General features: G+C 45.6%; 16 protein-coding genes. 9 read left to right on the top strand and 7 right to left on the bottom strand.

The genetic code is table 11. The annotated features are described in order from the left end of the window. Positions 1-14: 14 nt before the first annotated feature. Both AC5JPO_RS11865 and AC5JPO_RS11860 read left to right on the top strand, forming a co-directional pair. A complete protein-coding gene (locus AC5JPO_RS11865; RefSeq protein WP_443525949.1) occupies positions 15-665 on the top strand; it encodes a 5-formyltetrahydrofolate cyclo-ligase in 651 nt (216 codons plus the stop codon). Continuing rightward, positions 665-925 (top strand): hypothetical protein, encoded by a 261-nt coding sequence (locus tag AC5JPO_RS11860; protein WP_443525948.1) that lies wholly within the window; start codon positions 665-667, stop codon positions 923-925. Before AC5JPO_RS11865 ends, AC5JPO_RS11860 begins: the two co-directional genes overlap by 1 nt. Positions 926-1,038: 113 nt before the next feature. Here the strand turns inward: AC5JPO_RS11860 and AC5JPO_RS11855 are convergent, their stop codons facing one another. Further along, positions 1,039-2,400 (bottom strand): Na+/H+ antiporter family protein, encoded by a 1,362-nt coding sequence (locus AC5JPO_RS11855; RefSeq protein ID WP_443525946.1) that lies wholly within the window; start codon positions 2,398-2,400, stop codon positions 1,039-1,041. A 315-nt stretch (positions 2,401-2,715) separates the two neighbouring features. Here AC5JPO_RS11855 and lon point away from each other — a divergent pair, with 315 nt between their 5' ends. Both lon and AC5JPO_RS11845 read left to right on the top strand, forming a co-directional pair. Then, positions 2,716-5,325: an endopeptidase La gene (gene lon, locus AC5JPO_RS11850; protein WP_443525944.1), complete on the top strand. Its 2,610-nt coding sequence runs from the start codon at positions 2,716-2,718 to the stop codon at positions 5,323-5,325. A 387-nt stretch (positions 5,326-5,712) separates the two neighbouring features. Next, positions 5,713-6,270 (top strand): superoxide dismutase family protein, encoded by a 558-nt coding sequence (locus AC5JPO_RS11845; protein ID WP_443525942.1) that lies wholly within the window; start codon positions 5,713-5,715, stop codon positions 6,268-6,270. Positions 6,271-6,353: 83 nt separating this feature from the next. Here AC5JPO_RS11845 and topA read toward each other — a convergent pair whose 3' ends face one another. Beyond that, the gene (gene topA / locus AC5JPO_RS11840) at positions 6,354-9,020 is read right to left on the bottom strand and encodes a type I DNA topoisomerase (RefSeq protein ID WP_443525940.1); all 2,667 of its coding nucleotides are present in this window, start codon (positions 9,018-9,020) and stop codon (positions 6,354-6,356) included. Between the two features lie 276 nt (positions 9,021-9,296). Next, entirely contained in the window at positions 9,297-9,890 is a 594-nt protein-coding gene (locus tag AC5JPO_RS11835) for a hypothetical protein (RefSeq protein ID WP_443525938.1), read from the bottom strand. Positions 9,891-10,295: 405 nt separating this feature from the next. Here AC5JPO_RS11835 and AC5JPO_RS11830 point away from each other — a divergent pair, with 405 nt between their 5' ends. Next, positions 10,296-10,835 carry a DUF2799 domain-containing protein gene (locus AC5JPO_RS11830; protein ID WP_443525936.1) on the top strand — a complete coding sequence of 180 codons (540 nt, stop codon included), beginning with the start codon at positions 10,296-10,298 and terminating at the stop codon, positions 10,833-10,835. A gap of 349 nt (positions 10,836-11,184) precedes the next feature. Here the strand turns inward: AC5JPO_RS11830 and AC5JPO_RS11825 are convergent, their stop codons facing one another. The 3 genes from AC5JPO_RS11825 to AC5JPO_RS11815 form a co-directional block, all read right to left on the bottom strand. Then, positions 11,185-11,586, bottom strand: a complete 402-nt coding sequence (locus tag AC5JPO_RS11825; protein WP_443525934.1) for an ExbD/TolR family protein — start codon at positions 11,584-11,586, stop codon at positions 11,185-11,187. Between the two features lie 133 nt (positions 11,587-11,719). Further along, positions 11,720-12,391, bottom strand: a complete 672-nt coding sequence (locus tag AC5JPO_RS11820; RefSeq protein ID WP_443525932.1) for a MotA/TolQ/ExbB proton channel family protein — start codon at positions 12,389-12,391, stop codon at positions 11,720-11,722. Positions 12,392-12,499: 108 nt separating this feature from the next. Continuing rightward, positions 12,500-13,501, bottom strand: a complete 1,002-nt coding sequence (locus AC5JPO_RS11815) for an energy transducer TonB (protein WP_443525931.1) — start codon at positions 13,499-13,501, stop codon at positions 12,500-12,502. Positions 13,502-14,125: 624 nt separating this feature from the next. Between AC5JPO_RS11815 and AC5JPO_RS11810 the strand changes: the two genes are divergently transcribed. The 4 genes from AC5JPO_RS11810 to AC5JPO_RS11795 all read left to right on the top strand — a co-directional run bounded on the left by AC5JPO_RS11810 (position 14,126) and on the right by AC5JPO_RS11795 (position 18,319). Continuing rightward, positions 14,126-15,115 carry a siderophore ABC transporter substrate-binding protein gene (locus AC5JPO_RS11810; RefSeq protein ID WP_443525929.1) on the top strand — a complete coding sequence of 330 codons (990 nt, stop codon included), beginning with the start codon at positions 14,126-14,128 and terminating at the stop codon, positions 15,113-15,115. A gap of 112 nt (positions 15,116-15,227) precedes the next feature. After that, on the top strand, positions 15,228-16,322 hold the full coding sequence (locus AC5JPO_RS11805) for an ABC transporter permease (protein WP_443525927.1): 1,095 nt from the start codon (positions 15,228-15,230) through the stop codon (positions 16,320-16,322). A gap of 92 nt (positions 16,323-16,414) precedes the next feature. Next, a complete protein-coding gene (locus tag AC5JPO_RS11800; RefSeq protein ID WP_443525925.1) occupies positions 16,415-17,500 on the top strand; it encodes an iron chelate uptake ABC transporter family permease subunit in 1,086 nt (361 codons plus the stop codon). Positions 17,501-17,560: 60 nt separating this feature from the next. Beyond that, on the top strand, positions 17,561-18,319 hold the full coding sequence (locus tag AC5JPO_RS11795; protein ID WP_443525923.1) for an iron ABC transporter ATP-binding protein: 759 nt from the start codon (positions 17,561-17,563) through the stop codon (positions 18,317-18,319). Between the two features lie 145 nt (positions 18,320-18,464). Here the strand turns inward: AC5JPO_RS11795 and AC5JPO_RS11790 are convergent, their stop codons facing one another. Further along, positions 18,465-19,799: a PepSY-associated TM helix domain-containing protein gene (locus tag AC5JPO_RS11790; RefSeq protein ID WP_443525921.1), complete on the bottom strand. Its 1,335-nt coding sequence runs from the start codon at positions 19,797-19,799 to the stop codon at positions 18,465-18,467. Positions 19,800-20,018: the final 219 nt, after the last annotated feature.

Here is a 20,018-nt window from a genome sequence, read left to right as displayed (position 1 = left end):
TGGATAGTCTACTTATGCACTCTGAAACAATACTCGCTGAGCCAAAAACGCTTAACTCACAAGAAACGGCGTTAAGTAACCCACCTAGACGACACTTTACCCGCCAGCGTCGTCAATTAACGGATGTTGCACGGCGACAATATGCTTTATCTGCAAGCTTGCATTTGTCTAAGTTACAGCAGCGCTTGCCAGCACATGCACGTATCGGAATATATTATGATGGATTTTGCGAGCTACCCACTCAGCCACTGCTGGATTGGTGCGGGCGCTTAGGCTATTTACCTCATTTACCTGTAGTTGGTTCGCTCGGCAGTGATGATAAACGATTGCGTTTTGTGCCTGTTTATCATTCAAAACTCGTCAACGTACCAACCCGTATTCATCGTTTGGGTATGAAGCAAAATCATCATCGTCGTTTGCTGTGGGCGCACGAATTAGACGTTATTATCTGTCCGTTAGTCGCGGTAGATAATCACGGCAACCGCATGGGCATGGGTGGCGGTTTTTATGATACGACACTTGGCAAAAGCTATCGCTCAGGGGCGTCAAGACCGCTTAAAATTGGCTGGTGTTATGATTTTCAGGTGGTTGAAGCGTTACAACGTCAGCCGTGGGATGTGCCGTTAGATGGCTTAATTACGCCAAGCAGCATAAGGTGGTTTTGATGAGTGATAACAATAAACAGTCTGATAAAAAAGACTCTAGCGCTGCTGATTCCAGTGCAGACAGTGTGGATGAGTATTTGCAAACATTAGGCAATGAGGACGCTAGGGTGCAACGTTACTACAGTCAAGAGCAACCCTTTAGCGCTGATGAGATGGCACGGCTCGTTAGTGAAGAACGCTTAAATGCGTTGCTGGCGGACAGTGATGCGTTTTTGGGTAGTTTGAATGGTGAGATTAAGGATTTTGATGAAGATTATTAGAAAACGCATCGATTGAGCGATTAGTAGAGATAGAAAAAGGGCGAGCATAGCTGCTATTCGTGATAGTTGCCATACCCACCCTTCTTATCAAACATAACCATTCAAATCATTTATTACAACACCATCGCCGCAATCCAACCAAATGCCAGTAGCGGAATGTTATAGTGCAAGAATGTCGGCACTACACTGTCTTTGATATGGTCATGCTGTCCATCAATATTAAGACCAGAGGTTGGTCCCAATGTCGAATCTGACGCAGGCGAACCGGCATCACCCAGCGCACCAGCCGTACCAATAATCGCAACGGTTGCGAGTGGCGAGAACCCCAAAGAGATACATAGCGGCACATAAATCGCGGCCAAAATAGGAATGGTCGAGAAGGACGAGCCGATACCCATGGTCACAATCAGACCAATGAGGAGCATGATAAACGCCGCCATCGCTTTGTTACCACCGAACAGTGACGCCGCCCCATCAACGAGTGGCTGAATCTGCTCAGTGGCTTTCATCACTTCAGCGAAGCCCTGCGCCGTAATCATAATAAAGCCAATCATCGCCATCAGCTTGATACCGTCATTAAAGACGCCATCAGCCTCATGCCATTTCACCACGCCCGTCGCCATAAATACACCAAAGCCAAACATCGAGCCGAGCAGTAGCGAGTCGGTATAAAGCTGCACCACAAAAGCAGTAACAATAGCAGCCAGTGCGACTAGCGTTTTTAGCTTACTTTGTGACTGAGCGTCAGCTGCGGTTTTGCTTAGGGCATCCCCTTCGACAGCCGCATCATGCGCTTGTTTGTCTATCGCTATCTGCTGATACTCGCGCGGCTTACGGTAGCTAAAGAATACAGCGACTAGCAGACCAAGTAGCATGCCGAGCGCAGGAATCGCCATGGCCTTCACCACAGAGATATTACCAACATCAATACCCGCTTCACCCACGTTTTTTAGCATAATCTGATTGAGGTAAATATCACCAAATCCATAAGGGATAAACATATAGGTGGTAACCAGTCCAAACGTAATCAAACAGGCAATCAGGCGTCTATCAATGTGCATACGGTTGAACGCCAGTAGTAATGGCGGTACCAGTAGCGGAATGAAGGCAATATGAATAGGGATTAAGTTTTGGCTAAAGCAGCTCATGGTGATAAGACCTGCAAACAGCATATACTTAATCATGCCACTCGTACCAGCAGCATCAATGCGTCTAATCACCGCCCCTGCCAACGACTGCGGCAAGCCTGAATGCGCAATCGCTACTGCAAAAGCTCCCAGCAAAGCATACGATAGCGCAATCTGTGCGCCATTACGAATCCCTTCTTGAAAGGCGTCTAACGTATCGGTGATACCAAGACCCGCCAATAGCCCACCTGCCAATGCCCCGATTAATAAACTGAGCACTACGTGCACTCGCGACAGTGACAGCCCTAGCATAATGATAACTGCCAGCAGTACCGCATTGATGGCCATGTATTGCCCCTTGTTTTTTGTACTTTGGTCTTATTTAGACCTATGAATATTGCAACTGATGAATAGCGCTATGCCGTCCAAAATGCTTCCGTATTAGTGCTTTTTTAGACGTGTTTTTAGACGCGCGCCAGTTTACCTTATTTTGGGTGCAAAGCCCACGTATAGAACCAAGTAGACATCAACACATAATGATTATTTAACAAAGATAAGCAGACGACTTTGCCACCAAGCCTTGCAATTTTATATGTGGACACCATTTATCTAGACATGAACCACGAACTTGACTTTACAAGTCTGGGGAACGAGGAAGAATATATGAGTGAACATAAAATAACCCAAGACAATATCGACATTGATGTTGACGTTTCAACAACTGACGTAGAAAACAACGAGGCAGATACCTCGTCAACTGATACGCAAGAAGCAGCAACGACTGATGCCAAAGATACTGATCTTGATGGCAGTACGCTTACTGATACTGACAACAAAAAAGCAAACGATGATCAAGACGAAAGCTATCTGCCACTACTGGCATTACGCGATGTCGTCGTCTATCCGCACATGCAGATTGCCTTGTTTGTAGGACGCGCACCGTCTGTAAAAGCTGTTGAGCTGGCACAAGCTGAGTATGGCAATAAGGTACTGGTCGTCGCCCAAAAAGACTCACTGACCGAAGACATTGATCAAGACAACTTGTATCAATACGGTACGGTGTGCCGCATCGTCAGCACTATGCCGCACGATAGCGATGAGAACTGCATTAAAGTACTGATCGAAGGTCAATATCGCGCCCGTGTCGACAACATAGAGGGCCATGACGAGTTATTGATGGCAAGATTTGAGCGTGCCGATCTTGATATCAGCATGGATGAGAGCCAACAGAAAAATACCATCCAAGCGTTGACCACACTGTTTGAAAGCTATGCAGATGCGCGTTTGCGTAATGCTCGTGAGCTGACTCGCGTTGCCAAGCGTATTGATGACTTGCTTGAGCTGGTGTATTTCATCTCAACTCGCGTGTCGATGGATCTTGATATCAAGCAGTCGTTCTTAGAAGAAAACGATATCAAAACACACATCAACACTTTGACGGAATATCTGGTCAAGCAAAGTGCTGAGCAAAACATCGAACAAGACATTCAAGATGCGGTTCGTCAGCAGATGGAAGACAATCAGCGCGAATACTTCTTGAACGAGAAGATGAAAGCCATCAAAAATGAGCTGTCAGATATGAATGACGGTGCGTTCGATGGTGAAGATGACGTGGCTGAGCTAGAGCAACGTCTCGAAGATGCTGATCTACCAGACGATGTACGCAAAAAAGCAGAGCAAGAGTTTAAAAAGCTCAAAATGATGCCACCTGCGTCCAGCGAGTCATCAGTCGTACGCAACTATATTGAGTGGATCTTAGATACGCCGTGGAATGCGACGACCAAAGTGTCTATTAATCTAGATAAAGCCAAAACGGTATTAGACGAAGATCATTATGGTCTAAAAGATGTGAAAGACCGTATCTTGGAGTACCTCGCCGTACAATCACGCGTGAAAAAACTGCGTGGTCCGATTCTATGCCTCGTCGGTCCTCCAGGTGTCGGTAAAACCTCATTGGGTGAGTCAATTGCCCGTGCAACGGGACGTAAGTTTGTGCGTATGGCGCTTGGCGGCGTCCGTGATGAAGCCGAGATTCGTGGTCATCGCCGCACCTATATCGGTGCGATGCCAGGTAAAATCGTCCAGTCATTGGCCAAAGTAGAAGTCAAAAACCCGCTATTCTTGTTGGATGAAATCGATAAGATGGCGCAAGACTTCCGTGGTGATCCAGCGTCGGCATTGCTTGAAGTATTAGACCCATCACAGAACGATACTTTTAACGACCATTACTTAGATATGGACTTAGATCTATCGCAAGTGATGTTTATCTGTACTGCCAACAGCATGGATATTCCTCCTGCCCTGCTTGACCGTATGGAAGTCATTCGTCTGCCGGGTTATACCGAAGAAGAAAAGGTCAATATCGCGCAGAAGTACCTGGTACCAAAAGCAATTAAGCAAAATGGTCTCAAAGAAGGTGAGATTGAGATTGTTGAGGCGGCATTACATAGTATCGTCCGTAGTTACACGCGTGAAGCAGGTGTGCGTAACCTTGAGCGTGAAGTCAATAAAATCTGCCGCAAAGTAGTTCGCGGTTCAGTTGAAAACCACGGCGCGCGTGCTCCGAAAAAAGCGGAACGTCAGCTCGTCACAGTTGATGACAAGAACATTGATGACTATCTAGGCGTGCATCAGTATGACTACGGCCTAGCAGAAGAAGAGCCTGAGATCGGTCGTATCACTGGTCTGGCGTGGACACAGGTCGGTGGTGAGCTGCTCACTATTGAAGCGGTCGCTATGAAAGGTAAAGGCGAACTTAGCTTTACCGGTTCACTAGGAGATGTGATGAAAGAGTCGATTCGTGCGGCTATGAGCGTGGTACGTGCTCGCGGTGAAAGCCTCGGTATCGATTACGAGACGGTCAAAACCACGGACATTCACGTGCATATGCCAGAAGGCGCGACGCCAAAAGATGGTCCTTCTGCTGGTGGTGCATTAACGACAGCATTGGTATCTGCAATGACGGGGATTGCTATTCGTCCAGATATCGCGATGACAGGTGAGATTACCTTGCGTGGTAAGATCCTACGTATCGGTGGTCTCAAAGAGAAGCTACTTGCAGCGCATCGCGGCGGCATCAAGCACGTCTTGATCCCAGCAACCAATGAGCGTGATTTGGCGGATATCCCTGATAACGTCAAAGAAGGTTTGACCATTCAACCAGTCGCTACGATTGAAGAGATATTAAAGGTTGCCTTGGTCAGTATGCCAAAGCCACTGAAGCCTGCAAAAGTAACGGTTGATAAAACCTCAGGTAAAGCGCTACATAACTAATTGCGTATTGGTTAGTTAACTCGAAAAAGCAAAAAGCCGCTCATCACAATGATGGGTGGCTTTTTTATGCTTATTAGCCGTTCGTTTACTAATAGCTTATTCATTACCAACTCGTGTTTTTTGAGTAGTCCAATGTATTTTGTTATTCAATTAATTTCGTAAGTTTTTTGTGCCATCTGATTTTGTAAACCCATACGAAACTTACATATATTAACTGATTGTTGCGCATTTGATGAATAACTACAAGCATCGCTTGGCTATACTGACCCTGTTGTTAACGAATATTGATACTTGTTTTAATACAAAAACAGTTCTGAATATTTGTAACTTTGACGACAGCTACAATGACGATAATTACAATAATGAATAAAACAATCGGAGATAATAATGAATAAGACAATGCTAGCAAGTGCCCTACTATGTGGATCAGCGTTGGCGATGACTGGTTGCCAAACGGTACAAGACCAAATGCAAACGGGTAACCCTTTGGCGCAGCCTACCCTAAAATCAACCATCAACACAGTAAGCGGTGACAAAAAAGAAGTCGGCCAAGTCTTTCTACGTCCTGTCGATGGCGGTGTACAGGTCTATGGTAAGCTAATGAACTTACAACCAGGCCAAACAGTCGCGCTCCATATTCATGAAACAGGCAGCTGTGCCGACATGGGTAAAGCGGCAGGTGGCCACTTCAACCCTGACAACAACCCACACTCTAATCCAGATGATATGAATGGTCATGCAGGCGACTTGCCTAACTTGACAGCCAATGAAGACGGCGTCGCTACTATTAATTATGTAAACAAAAAGATCACTGCTGATGAAGCAGGTAAATATAGCGTCAATCGCTTAGCCTTTATCGTTCATGCTGGTACTGATGACTATACCAGCCAGCCAGCAGGTGATGCAGGCGATCGCGTTGCTTGTGGTATTATCGAAAAGAACTAATAGCATCTACACTTAGCTATTATGGATAGCACAAAAAGACCTCTTAGCATCTAAGAGGTCTTTTTTATGCTCGATAGAAAAACTTATTCTTCTACCCACTCGCCTTTACGCCAGTACACACCCCAGCGTGTGGCTTTGCCATTCTTTTCAGAGCCGATATACTGCTCTTTTTTCTTACGTGACCAGCGCAAAATAGTTGGATTACCATCTGGATCTTCATCTGGCCCTGCGAACAGATACTGGAACTTATCTTCCATTTTATCTTTAACATCGCGTAGCTCAGCAAGCTTTGGTGCGCGGGTCTCACGCACTTTTGGGAACTTAGAAGCCGCAAGGAACATGCCAGCCGCCCCTTCACGCAAGATGAAGTAATCATCATGCTTGGTCGACTTGAGCTCTGGCAGATGGATTGGATCCATACGCGGCGGCGCAGCTTCGCCTGTCTTTAGTACCTTGCGTGTGTTGTCGCAATTCTGACAAGCAAAGTAAGGACCAAAGCGACCTGTCTTTAGCTCCATTTGCCCATCACACTTGTTACAGTCGATGGTTGGCGCATCTGAGCCGGGTACTTCAAATTTACCTTCTTCTAGGATGTATCCATCGCAATCAGGATTGTTGCCACAAATGTGTAATTTGAGACCACCATCAACGATATAACCATTCATCGCTGTGCCGCATTTTGGACAGCGTTTTTTCTCCATCAAATCTTTAACTTCTGCCGCTTCATCATCACCTTCTGGATCATCCAAGTTGGCAAACGCTTCAACAGGCATCAAGTTTTTGGTGCCTTTACAGCGCTCTTTTGGCGGCAAGTTGTAGCCCGTACAGCCTAAGAATACACCAGTTGAACCTGTACGCAGCTGCATCGGACGATCACAAATATCACAGTGAACATCTGGCACATCAGTTGGATCATTTGGACGCATACCGTCTTTTTCTTTGGCACGCTCAAGCGTTGTTTTGAACTCGCCATAGAAATTATCGAGCACATCTTTCCAATCTTGATCACCTTCTGCCACATGATCGAGCTTGTCTTCTAACGCCGCAGTAAAGGTATAGTCCATTAAGTCTGGGAAGCTAGCCGTCAATCTATCCGTGACGATATCACCCATTTTTTCGGCAAACAGGCGCTTATTCTCAAGCTTCACATAACCGCGATCTTGAATGGTTGAGATGATTGAAGCATAAGTCGATGGACGACCGATACCTTTTTTCTCAAGCTCCTTGACCAGACTCGCTTCGGTATAGCGCGGCGCAGGCTTGGTAAAGTGCTGACTTGGATCTAGTTTATCTAGGTTTAACTTATCGCCTTTTTTGACATCGGGCAATAAGGTATCGTCAGTCTTGGCTGGTGGCATCACTTTTGTATAGCCATCAAATACCATGGTACGACCACGGGCTTTTAGCTCGACATTATCGGCACCAACAAACAGGTTCACTGATAGATATTTGGCAGGTAGCATCTGACACGCCACAAACTGACGCCAGATCAGCTCATATAGACGAATGGCATCGCGCTCCACGCCTTTTAGCTGCGTTGATTTCATGTTGACGTTAGAGGGACGAATCGCTTCATGCGCCTCTTGTGCGCCTTGCTTGTTGCCATAGAAGTTTGGCTTTTCTGGCACATACTTTGCGCCATAGCTGTCTTCGATATGACCGCGGACCGCAGCAAGTGCATCACCAGACAAGAATGTCGAGTCGGTACGCATATAAGTAATATGCCCCGCTTCATACAGACGCTGCGCCAAAATCATGGTCTTTTTGACAGAGAATCCCAAACGCGTACTGGCGGCTTGCTGCAAAGTTGAGGTGATAAAAGGTGCGCTTGGACGCGACTGCGTTGGCTTCTCTTCACGCTCTTTGACAATAAAGTCACTGGCTTTGAGTATCTCTAAGATTTTATCGGTCTGCTCTTTATTGCCAAGCTTTAAGGTTTTGCCGCTTTGCTTGGTCGCCTCTAAGCGTATGCCGATTTGTTCAGCGTCTGAGGTTTTTTTGGCTTTGTCATTAGCAATATGCGTATCCGCATGAATCTGCCAGTACTCTTCTGGAATGAACGCGCGAATCTCATGCTCACGCTCAACGACCAAACGCATAGCGACTGACTGTACACGACCTGCTGATAGTCCGCGAGCAATCTTTTGCCATAACAGTGGCGATACCATAAAGCCAACCACACGGTCTAAGAACCTGCGCGCTTGCTGCGCGTTCACACGGTCAATATCGAGCTTCGATGGTTGTTTAAAGGCATTTTGGATGGCAGATTTGGTAATCTCATTAAACACCACGCGCTGGTATTTGCTATCAGCACCGCCGATGACTTCTTTTAGATGCCAAGCAATCGCTTCCCCTTCTCTATCCATATCCGTTGCTAGATAGATTTTGTCAGCGTCTTTGGCGAGTGCTTTGAGCTCTTTAATGACTTTGGTTTTGTTGGGCAGGACTTCATAGACAGCTGCCCAGTCGTGCTCTGGGTCTACGCCCATACGGCGTACCAGCGCTTGCTGTGCTTTTTCTTCTTTGGTCAGACTGTCATCTTTTTTAGCAGTCGTCGCTTTCTTTGCGCTCTTACTTGCACTGACTGGCAAATCGCGGACGTGACCGATACTTGAACGTACGACAAAGTCATTACCAAGGTATTTATTGATCGTTTTTGCCTTGGCTGGTGATTCTACGATTACCAAAGACTTGCCCTTTGGGCTATCAGCAGTCGATGCTGCGGCTTTTTTGGTTGTGGTTTTTGCCATATTTGACGACACCATAATATAAGTAGATTAAAAGTAAATTTAGCAGCACAGCGATTTATGGAAGCGGATACTCATAGTTTTGCTATGGTTCAGCGATTTATAGTAATAAGTGCTGCTAATAAAAAAGGTTATAAAACAAATTATAACCATAAAATAAAGATATAGTTATAAAGACGTTACACTGCTAAGCGTCAAAATGTCAACTTTAAATAAATTGAATATGACGAATCGCATATATATTGCTCTTAATGGAGACAAACAAATGCTTTACTAGGTTTATGACTGCTGCTGCATTTGTAATGCCCATTTTTCAAGGTTTGCTTTGAGCACTAGCAGATCTGCCTCAATCATTTTTTGCTGGTACGCAGGATTGGATGATGGACGCACATACGCAACGTCTTCCCAATAGATGACAATACTATTCGCTTTGGTCAATAGCCCTTTAACAAACGGCTCAATACTTACTGGCAAATCTAATGACGCTTTGTCCAGACTAAAATTGGTCTTACTGACCGTTACTTTCTTGCTTTGAGTGGCGCGAATGGCACTTGGAACAGTTAGTATCTTGTCGTCAGTACTGGTATCGACAAAGCTGCTGTCTGGGCGCCACTGTCCGTCAATCACCTGATAACGGGTGTGCGGCAGCTTGGTCTCTTCTAATATCAGGCAATACTGCCCCAGCATACCGCGACCATACTCATTATCCTTCCCCTTTATCCAATCAGGACAAGTAACAAGTTTTGGGTTTAACTGTAACCGACGCGCGGTCATACGCAGCTTATCCAAACGCTGATCGATACCGTTCGGTTTGAGCGCCATCATACTCCCTAATACGAATAGTACAATGACAATACCAATCAATGTTCCCATGATGCTCTGACCTTTTGACTAAATAAAAGTGAAGCTAAACACTATAAGTGTACCTACCGCGACTGCTCGCTACTGTCTGTGCAAAGCGTAAAAACTATTGTCTTATAAATAGTGAACGCACAAGCAATGTAGTACTGTTTTACCTGCTCAATACCGAATAACAGATAAGGGTATAGCAAGGCTTATAATGAGCCCAAACCCTGAGAAATCAAGCATAGTAGCTCATCCATGGCGCAACAGACAGCGTTACGCCTCACTGCCCACTCATTAATTACGCTGTTAAATCAAAAACTTAACGTATGCAATTAGATGCATCATAGTCCCATGCAAAAACCAGATACAAAACATGATCGGCGCAAAAAAGTGCTATGATAAACCATAATTTTAAACGCGCGCAGGTTTATTATGAATAATCTTATTAAGTCAAACTCATCAAGTACTTATAGCCCAAATAAACTGGCGGGTAAGATTTTTAGCAAAACGGGTATTAGCCTGTCATTGCTCGGTGCCGTTGTACTGACACTATCGGGCTGTGCCACCACCCAAAGCCTGACGCCCCAACAATGTCAAAGCAGTAATTGGCAGGACGTTGGTTATGCTGATGGTCTACAAGGGCGCTCAGGCGCTTACTTTGGTCACTATACCAACAGCTGTGCTAGCGTAGGCGGCGCTAGCCCCAACCGCATACAGTGGGAACAAGGACGACAGCAAGGGCTCAAAAACTACTGTACCGAGCTAAACGCCTATAAGATTGGCCGCGAAGGCTATGATTGGCAGCCTGTCTGTCCACTAGAGGGTATCGAGAAATTAGAAGAGGCTTACTCTCAAGGGCGCTACTACTATATTCGTCAGCGCGATCTAGACTACTTGCGATCGCCTTACCCATTTGGCTATGGACATGGGGTCTTCGGCTACGGCTATCGCCCATTTGGTTATGGCTGGTAAATGGCTAGTAAAAAGAAAACCTCACTGATGACTTAATTTGAGGTTTAAGTCGTCAATGAGGTTGGAGAAAAACTTATTATTTTAATTGTTCTTTTTATTGCGGTTATGGTCGTTCTACTGATTGGCTTTTTGTTCTATCTAGCCCGCTTTTTGCTATAGCTATGTGATTTGTCACTAAACACTTCGGCATCGATACGGCACTTTATTATCGACATTGTTTTATAGATATTGCGCCTTATAGACATCATGAGCCACAACTATGATTCACAAATAGCTATAGCTTTTGTGAGCATAATAGCCCTTATAAGTATAGTGTCTACTTCCTACCTGCCACTATTGAGCACCAAGACTATTCATTGACGAAAGCAATTTTGGTCAGTCCAGCGTTACTTGCCGCTGCCAAGACTTGAGCGACCGTATCGTATTTGCCTTCTTTATCTGCACGCAACTGTACTGGGGTATCTTCGTCGGTTGCGCCTTGCTGTTGTAGACGCGTCTCTAGCGCTTGCATACTGATTGGGTCGCTATCCCAAAATAGTCCTGCATCCTTATCAATACTGATCTGAATGGCTTCTGGCGGGGTCTGACTGACCTCAGCGCTGGTTTTTGGCAAATCTAAAGGCACCGTCGGGTTCAGTACGGTTGCGGTCAATAAAAAGATAATCATCAATACCAGCATGATATCGATGAGCGGGATGAGGTTCATCTCATCCATGCTGCGTACATCATCATCACCCAATTGAAATGCCATAATTATTCTCAATACTTGTGTTTATTTTCATACTGCTAAAAGGCTGCGCCGTACTTATTCGCTGTTTAGCATTTGTGCTTTACACCCAAATACCGCGCTGCTTTCACATCTCTATCCCGTATCTCAATACTTCTTATAGCTGTTCTGGCACTGAGCTATTGTAGTGATTGGTTTGCTGATCGTTGGTTGCTGTTTCGATCGTATTTGAGCGACTGGTTTTTGCGGCTTGCACTGATGTTACGCTAGCATTCGTATCGGCAGATACTGCCAGTAGGTCATGTGCTCTATCGTTGGCTTGATACATGATGCGGCGATTGATCCGTACCGCTACGTTATAAAATATGACAGCTGGAATGGCGACAGCGATACCTAGACCCGTCATGATCAGTGCCTCACCAACAGGTCCTGCAACTTGTCCTAGTCCTGCCTGCCCACTCATGCCAATATTGTGTAGCGCATGAAAGATACCCCATACGGTCCCGAACAGCCCAATAAATGGGGCGATGGCGGCTGTTGTACCAAGAATAGGTAAACCACGCTCGCTAGCAAAACGATAGCGGCCTATGTGCTTGAGCAGTGTCTGCTCAGTAATCAAACGTCGAGCCGCCGAATCAGAGCCGACCAAGTCAGCTTGCCTAGCTTGCAACTGTTGGCTCAAGTCGTCTGCCACACTGCTTGCCAATTTGCGGCTTTGCAGCACACGTACGATACCCGTCACCCAAGAGAGAATAGATAACGCAAGCAACAAAAAGAACAATGTTTTTGTCACCATGTCACTGATTTGCCAGTATTGCATAAAGTCCATGTCAGACTCCTTAATGTGTAATGCAAGCACATGCTACTGAGATAAGTATCATGTTTAGTCTTATTATGAAAGATTATCAATAAATACGTTGTTATAAAATATAAACCATCAAGGAACCGCGTAGCTGATCGGCAAGGTTACATTACCCACGACCGGTACACCATTCTTGGTAAAGGGTTTGAACTTGCCAGAACGTACCTGACGCTGGGCTTCTCGATCTAGCAGTGAGTTACCTGATGACTGAGCAACGCTAACACTGTCTATCCCGCCTTGCTTATTGACTCGCAATACTAGAACCACGTTGAGTGTATCTCCTGATCGGGCGCGACGTGCCGCACGCTCAGGGAAACTAAAGTTCGGGGCAGACGCCCAATTGGCCGCGCTAGCAGTAAAGCTCACTGGCTCATTACTCTGAGCTGCAGCTTCTGCCTCGGCTTTCGCTCGTGCAGCCGCCTCTGCTGCATCTTTAGCAGCTTTTGCTTGTGCAGCGGCTTTGGCATTTGCAACTCTTCTGGCTTCTTGGGCAGCTCTCGCGGCTTTGAGCTCAGCTTCTTTGAGTTTAGCCTTTTCGATTTCAGCCGCTTTTGCTTCAGCGTCTTGAGCGGATTTTTTTGCTTGCGCGGCAGCTTCTTTGCGACGTTCATCAGCAGCTGACGTATCAACTATCGGTTCTGGGCTTGTCTTTTTTGGCACTGCTTGTTCTGGCAGAGGTTTTTGACTGCTGTCAGGAGCATTCTGCTCTGTTGCGATAACAGGCACCGCTTCAGTTGCTTTCTTTTTCACAACAGGTTCTATGGGTGTCTCGACACGCTGTTTGGGCGGCGTCTCAGTTTTAGGCAGTGTTGTAGACTGCGGTTCTACTGTTGGTTGCGCTGGTTTTTGGACGCTGACTTCTTGTGGCAATACTTCAGCTTTGGGCGCTGCACTTTTGGTAGGTAACGTCACAAACTGAATTTCAACAGGTGGTGTCTCTGTTTCTGGCTCAGGTTTTATTGTAGGCGTTTTTATGGTTACCAATGCAAATGCTGTCAGCAGATGTAACCCTACCACTGTGATGATGGCTAACAGTATCGATCTGATTGGCGGCGCGTCTAACTCTGTTGAACTCATAACAGCCTAATATTTATTGTCCAAGACGGAATGGCGTAGATAATAATGCAAACGATAATTATTATCAATAATAATTTACAATATTTTCTCCTCAGAGCCATATCCATTAAGCTCTCTACACGCCGCCCTATAATTGACTGAAGCATTTACTTTGACTATGTACTGCAGTTATATCCAACCTTGAGTAAGCAGATACCCCTATCGGAACGTGACATTAGCAGCTCACTTTTTGGGCAGCTGCCTATTCTTTAGGCAATCATTTATTGGTAATAAAAACCATTATCATTATCATTTTTATTGATAATGAGTCTCAATTAATTTATCATAACGGCTGTTTTATTATCCATATATTTTCGTAAGACGATAAATGTAACTATGCTCAATTTATAACAACAATATTAAGTAAAGAAATTGAGTAGAGATAGGAACAGGTACGCTATTGGGAAATTTTGAGTCTACGCCCAGTAGTGACTTGTTATTGTTCTATATTTTTATTAGTCAATAATCATTATTATCTCACTAAAAAATCACCCAAACACCTGATATCCCGAGTTCATTATGTCTATTAGTTCACTATCAACACGCCCTACCAGCCCTTTTTTTAAACGTCCCTTATTGACAGCTATGATAACCGCTTTAGTCGCGACTCTCAGCGTGACAGGTTGTAGCTCAAACGAAGCCAATGATTCTGAACCAGCCGATGCCAACACTGCCAACCAGACGGCTGATGAATCATCAAATGTCGCCAGTAATGATGCGGTCTCTGCCGAAAAGATTACGGTAAATACCGTAAAAGGCGATGTCGAGATGCCCATCAACCCATCACCACTCGTCGTGTATGACATGACGTTGATGCAAGATTTGGCAGCATTAGATGTGGCTGTTGACGGGATGCCTGGCGGGATGCTTTTGGATAACCTACACTCCGACACGCAGCCTGAACCAAAATCAGTTGGTACGGTGTTTGAGCCAGATCTTGAAGCATTGAATGCGATGCGCCCGCAAGCTATTTTGGTTGGCTCACGTATGGCAGAAAAATACGATGAGTTATCAAGTATCGCGCCGACGTTGGATATGAGTATTGATACAGCCAATATCTATGAGTCCAGTAAGCAGCGCCTGCATGACTTGGGTGCTTTGTTTGGTAAAAGCGATCAGGCGGCCAAACTACAACAAAACATAGATGACCTCATCGACGAGACCAATAGCCTCACCGAAGAAAACAAAGGTACTGGTCTGGTCGTTATGGTTAATGGCAACAAGATGTCTGCTTATGGCGACAAGTCTCGCTATGGCTTTATCCATACTGTGCTAGGCGTACCAATGGCAGACAACCAAATTGCTGATGCGCCTCATGGTCAGCCAATATCTTTTGAATACTTACAAAAAGCCAATCCAGATTGGTTGTTTGTCATCGACCGTAGTGCGGCAATTGGCGAAGACGGTATTGGTGCCAAAGCCGTATTGGACAATCCATTGGTCGCCCAAACCAATGCGTGGAATAAGCAGCAGGTAGTCTATCTCAGCCCAGACTCTTACCTTGCGTTTGGTGGCTACTATCAATGGATGCAAGATCTGACCACTATTAAAGGTGCTTTTGCTAGCGCCAAATAACGGTTAATTAGACGTTCACCTTCGATCAGTCGTCCATGTTCAGTCAGTCACTAATCATAATCACTAAGCATAGTCACTGTAATGATCTTTTATTTTTTAGCCAGTAGAGATTATGTCGTTATTTTCACACCGTACTCACGCTAGGCTCAAACCTAACACTTCTTTGCCAACATCATCTTGGCAAAGAAATGCCAGCCATAACCTAGGCACAGAAGATCGACGTGCTGCCATACCGCCATGGTTAATAAATACCGCAAGCCTCATTGTTATGGGGCTTTTGGTGCTAATGAGCTTATCTATTGGGGTGGCGGACTTTTCGTGGTCAGGTATTTTGCAAAGCATCATTAGCCATAGTGCCAACTCTGACAGTTCACTGCTAATGGTCAGCCGTATACCACGCACCATTGCGATTATCTTGACTGGTGTTGCGATGGCTGTGGCTGGGATGATCATACAGGTGGTCCTAAAGAACCGTTTTGTAGAGCCGTCTATGGTTGGTGCCACCCAAAGTGCGGCGCTTGGTTTATTGGTGGTCAGTCTGCTATTTCCTGCCAGTGCACTCATCATAAAAATGGGCGTGGCGACTATTGCCGCTGTAGTCGGCATGATGCTTTTTATGCTACTGATTCATCGTATACCGCCGACTGATTTTTTGATGATTCCGCTGATTGGGATTGTCTTTGGCGGCATCATTGAGGCGGTGACGACATTCATTGCTTATCAAACTGAATCGCTACAGATGCTCAGCGTGTGGCAGTTTGGTGATTTCTCAGGCGTATTGGCAGGTCGCTATGAGCTGCTATGGCTGACAGGCGGTCTGTGTGTGCTCGCTTATATTATCGCAGACAAACTAACCATCATCGGTCTAGGCGACAATATCGCACTGAACCTAGGTATCAGCAAGCGGCAGGTCACATGGATCGGCGTGGGAATGGTCGCGATGATGAGCGCTGTTGTCGTCGTGACTGTCGGTATGATTCCTTTTATTGGCTTAATTGTACCCAACATCGTCAGCCGTCTGATGGGTGATAAGTTACGTCGTAGCTTACCAGCCGTTGCCCTACTCGGCGCTTCAGCGGTATTGCTGTGCGATATTATCGGTCGCTCTATTCGCTATCCGTTTGAGGTCCCTGTCGCCACGGTCTTTGGCGTGGTGGGTACGGTGCTGTTTTTGTGGTTGTTATTACGTGCGCCATCTGAGCGATAGCGGATTTAATACTAAGTGCTCAATGCCTTAAAAGCTGAATGACCATCGCTTATTTTTTATTACTAGACAGGCTTGGCACCATAGGATTTTGTATGTTCTCATCGACTAAGCTTACTTCCACCAAGACTGATGCTACCAAAACTAGCGTCGCGATAGATAATTCATCTTTAGCAAACGGTCAGTATTCAGCCGCTGCACAAGGTCAGTTGGCAAAATTTTGGGCATTCATAGCGGCGCATCCAAAGTCTATAGCAGCTGTCACCCTACTGATCTCCATAACTTTATTTTTGACGTTGAATGTTAATGGCTACTGGGATTTTGCGCTACCACTACGGGGCAAGAAACTGTTGGCATTGATGGTGGTTGGCTATGCCATTGGCGTATCAACCTTGCTGTTCCAGACATTGACGCATAACCCTATTTTAACGCCTTCCTTACTTGGGTTTGACTCACTCTACGTACTGCTGCAAAGCTTGCTAGTGTTTTTTTTGGGTGCGATTAGTTTTACCAGTCTTGACCCTATCGCCAAATTTACGCTAGAGATTGTCCTAATGTTTGGGGCGTCTTTGTTATTATTTAAGCTACTATTTTCTAAGAGCAGTCAGGATTTGACGCGCTTGATACTGGTGGGTGTTATCTTTGGTGTGTTGTTTCGCAGTTTATCAGCGCTCATTGCACGGCTGATAAACCCCGATGACTTTATAGTCGTACAGTCTGCCAGCTATGCTCAGTTCAACACGGTCAATCCACAACTGCTTGGCATTAGCCTGATTATCTGTGCCATCATGGCAGTATTTGTCTGGCGCTGGCGCTATCAGTGCGATGTCCTGATGCTCGGTCAGTCGCAAGCCATCAATCTTGGTATTAATTATCAACGTCTGGCATTCGGTTTATTAACTATCATTGCCGTACTGGTCGCTACTGCCACCGCATTAGTCGGTCCAGTGACTTTCTTTGGGCTATTGGTCTGTGCGCTGACCAATCGTATGGCTCGTCATATGTATCATAGTGAGCGGCTAATCCTGGTTAGCTTGGTTGCTATGATTTGCTTGGTACTGGGGCAGACTATTTTTGAGCAAGTGCTAGACATGGCAGGCGTATTGTCCGTCGTCATAGAACTGGCAGGTGGCTTGATGTTCTTGGCATTGATATTTATGTCTCAGCGCCGTACGTCCTGATCGATTAGCCAGCATTATTATTTAAAGCTCATACAAGACCTTTTTGAGATAAGACGCATTATGATTCGACTAAATAACATCTCTCACCATATTGGTAAGCAGCAAATCCTACATGACATCACGCTGTCCTTGCCTACTGCGCAGGTCATTGCGTTGATTGGCCCTAACGGTGCGGGCAAATCGACATTGTTTTCGGTGATGGCGCGCTTGCAACCACTACAGGCTGGACAAGTAAGCTTTGGCGAGCATGATATTGCCAGTTGTCAGGCGCGTACGCTTGCCAAGACCGTCGCTATGCTTGGACAAGACAATCAAGTACAAGGACGCCTGCGCGTACACGAGCTGTTGATGTTTGGTCGTTACCCTTATCATCAAGGACAACCAACCGCAGACGATGTGCAAAAAGTCCAAGAGATCCTCGAACGCTTTGAGCTTGAGCCACTTGCCGAGCGTTTTTTGTCAACGCTATCAGGTGGACAGCGTCAGCGCGTACTCATTGCCATGATTGTCTGTCAAGATACACCCTATTTGCTACTTGATGAGCCACTCAACAACCTAGATATGTATCATGCTGGTCGCCTCATGCGCGAGCTGCGCACACTTAGCCATTCTCAGCAAAAAACCGTAGTAATCGTCCTGCATGATATCAACCAAGCGGCGCAGTTTGCCGATACGGTGGTTACGATAAAATCAGGTCAAGTGACTGCTATAGGTCGTCCTGCTGAGGTCATTACCCAAGAGACAATGAAAGATCTGTACAACGTTGATGTTACGGTCCTAAACCATCAAGGTCGCCCCGTAATTGTTGATACAGTTTAGAGACTGGTAGTTGATTGTTTAGAGACTAGTAGTTGATTGCTCAGTAATCAGACGGCTCGATATCCTGTCAGTACGCATACCGCTACATCTGTATCGGCATTATATTTAGCCTATCAAACGTACTGACATATCTCAGTGATAACCACTATCTACTTTTTTGCAATGCTTTTAAGCGCTGTCGTCGACCTTTCCACCACAGATAGACGCCTGTCACTGATAGTACTGCTACGGCCAGTCCAATCATCGCCAAGAATACTTGATACAGTCTATGTCCCCAGCTTTGACCGATATGTCCCATATGCAGGGTAGATAACCATTGGTCTGCCTTAGTACCAAAGGTAGTTTGATACCCAAAATTGACACGCTCAACCTTGCCTGTCGCCGCATCAACCGTGATAGATGACGCCCCACCTTTTTCACCAATATCTTTATTTGTTTTAAAGCGCATTTGCCATTGTTTGTCTTCTTCAACCCAGCGGATACCTAATAGCTGCTGTACCAATACACCATTCTGCTTAGCAGCTATCTCGGCTTGCGTGCTTAGATAGGCAATGCTATTGGACTTGCTGACAACTTGCGTGCTTATATTCGCGTCATTTGTACTATTGCTAACAGGGGTATTTGAATTTGCCATTCTCTCTGTTCTACCCTGCTGCTCCGCTGATTTGTTCTGCTCAGGCTTAAAGGTTGGTCGGCCCTCTCTTGGTGTTAGCCCGACCACGGCTTGCATCACTGGTTGATAGACGGATTTTAGATTAAAGCCGACGCTCGACCATGCAATGACGAACAACATGACCCAAAGCCATAAACCAAAAGCATGGTGCAAATCATAATTGAGCTTAAAAGTATTGGTCTTGCGACGAATCTTCCAAGCAGGTAGCCAACGCTTAAGGAATGACGCCCGTTTTTTATTGGAAGGCGGCTTGTTTTTGGATGGTTTGATGGCTCGTGGAAAGGTCAGATAAAAGCCAATAAAGCAGTTAATCGTCCAGACCAATGAGACAATACCCAGCACCCATTTGCCAATATCACCAAGCAGTAAGTCGCGGTGCAACCAAAACACCTTCCACATGGTGTTGTTCCATGCCCATGCATCTTTGTCACGCGTGCCAATGATATCGCTGGTATAGGGATTGATATACACTTCTTGGAATGCTGGTTTTGGTTTATTACCGCCCTTGCCTCGGCTCCTATCCACCGAAAACACCACCGCTTTATTGGGTTCTATAGATGTGGGCATACTGGAGAATTTTTGTGCGGGGTAGCTCGCTACAACCTTGTCATGCAGCGCTGCGATAGACAGAAGCGGTGACTTTTGGGCGTCGATACTGACCAGCTTGCGATTGAATACATCATCAAGCTCATGATGAAACGCCAGTAATGTCCCAGTGATGCTGGCAATGATCAAAAAGGCTGCCATAGCAAGCCCAGTATAACGGTGAATCCATAAACAGACTTGGCGCGGATTGAGTGAAGTCATGGGTCTTGGTTCTTTATTCATATAATATTTTAGTAGGTACTTATCAATAAGTGCTTATCAATGAGCATTTGTCAGTAGGCACTTATCAGTGAGTGTTTATTAGAAAATACGTCATCGCTGTTGTGATAATTTAAAAGCTAACCACAATAAAAAGTCAGCTCCCATATATAGACAGCTGACTCTATTGATACGATTAGATTTATCTTAAATTAAACCAGA

It is taken from the genome of Psychrobacter sp. H25 (genome assembly GCF_059076335.1).
Note: the sequence above shows the minus strand (reverse complement) of the source record. Positions and strands in the feature narration are given on the sequence as shown.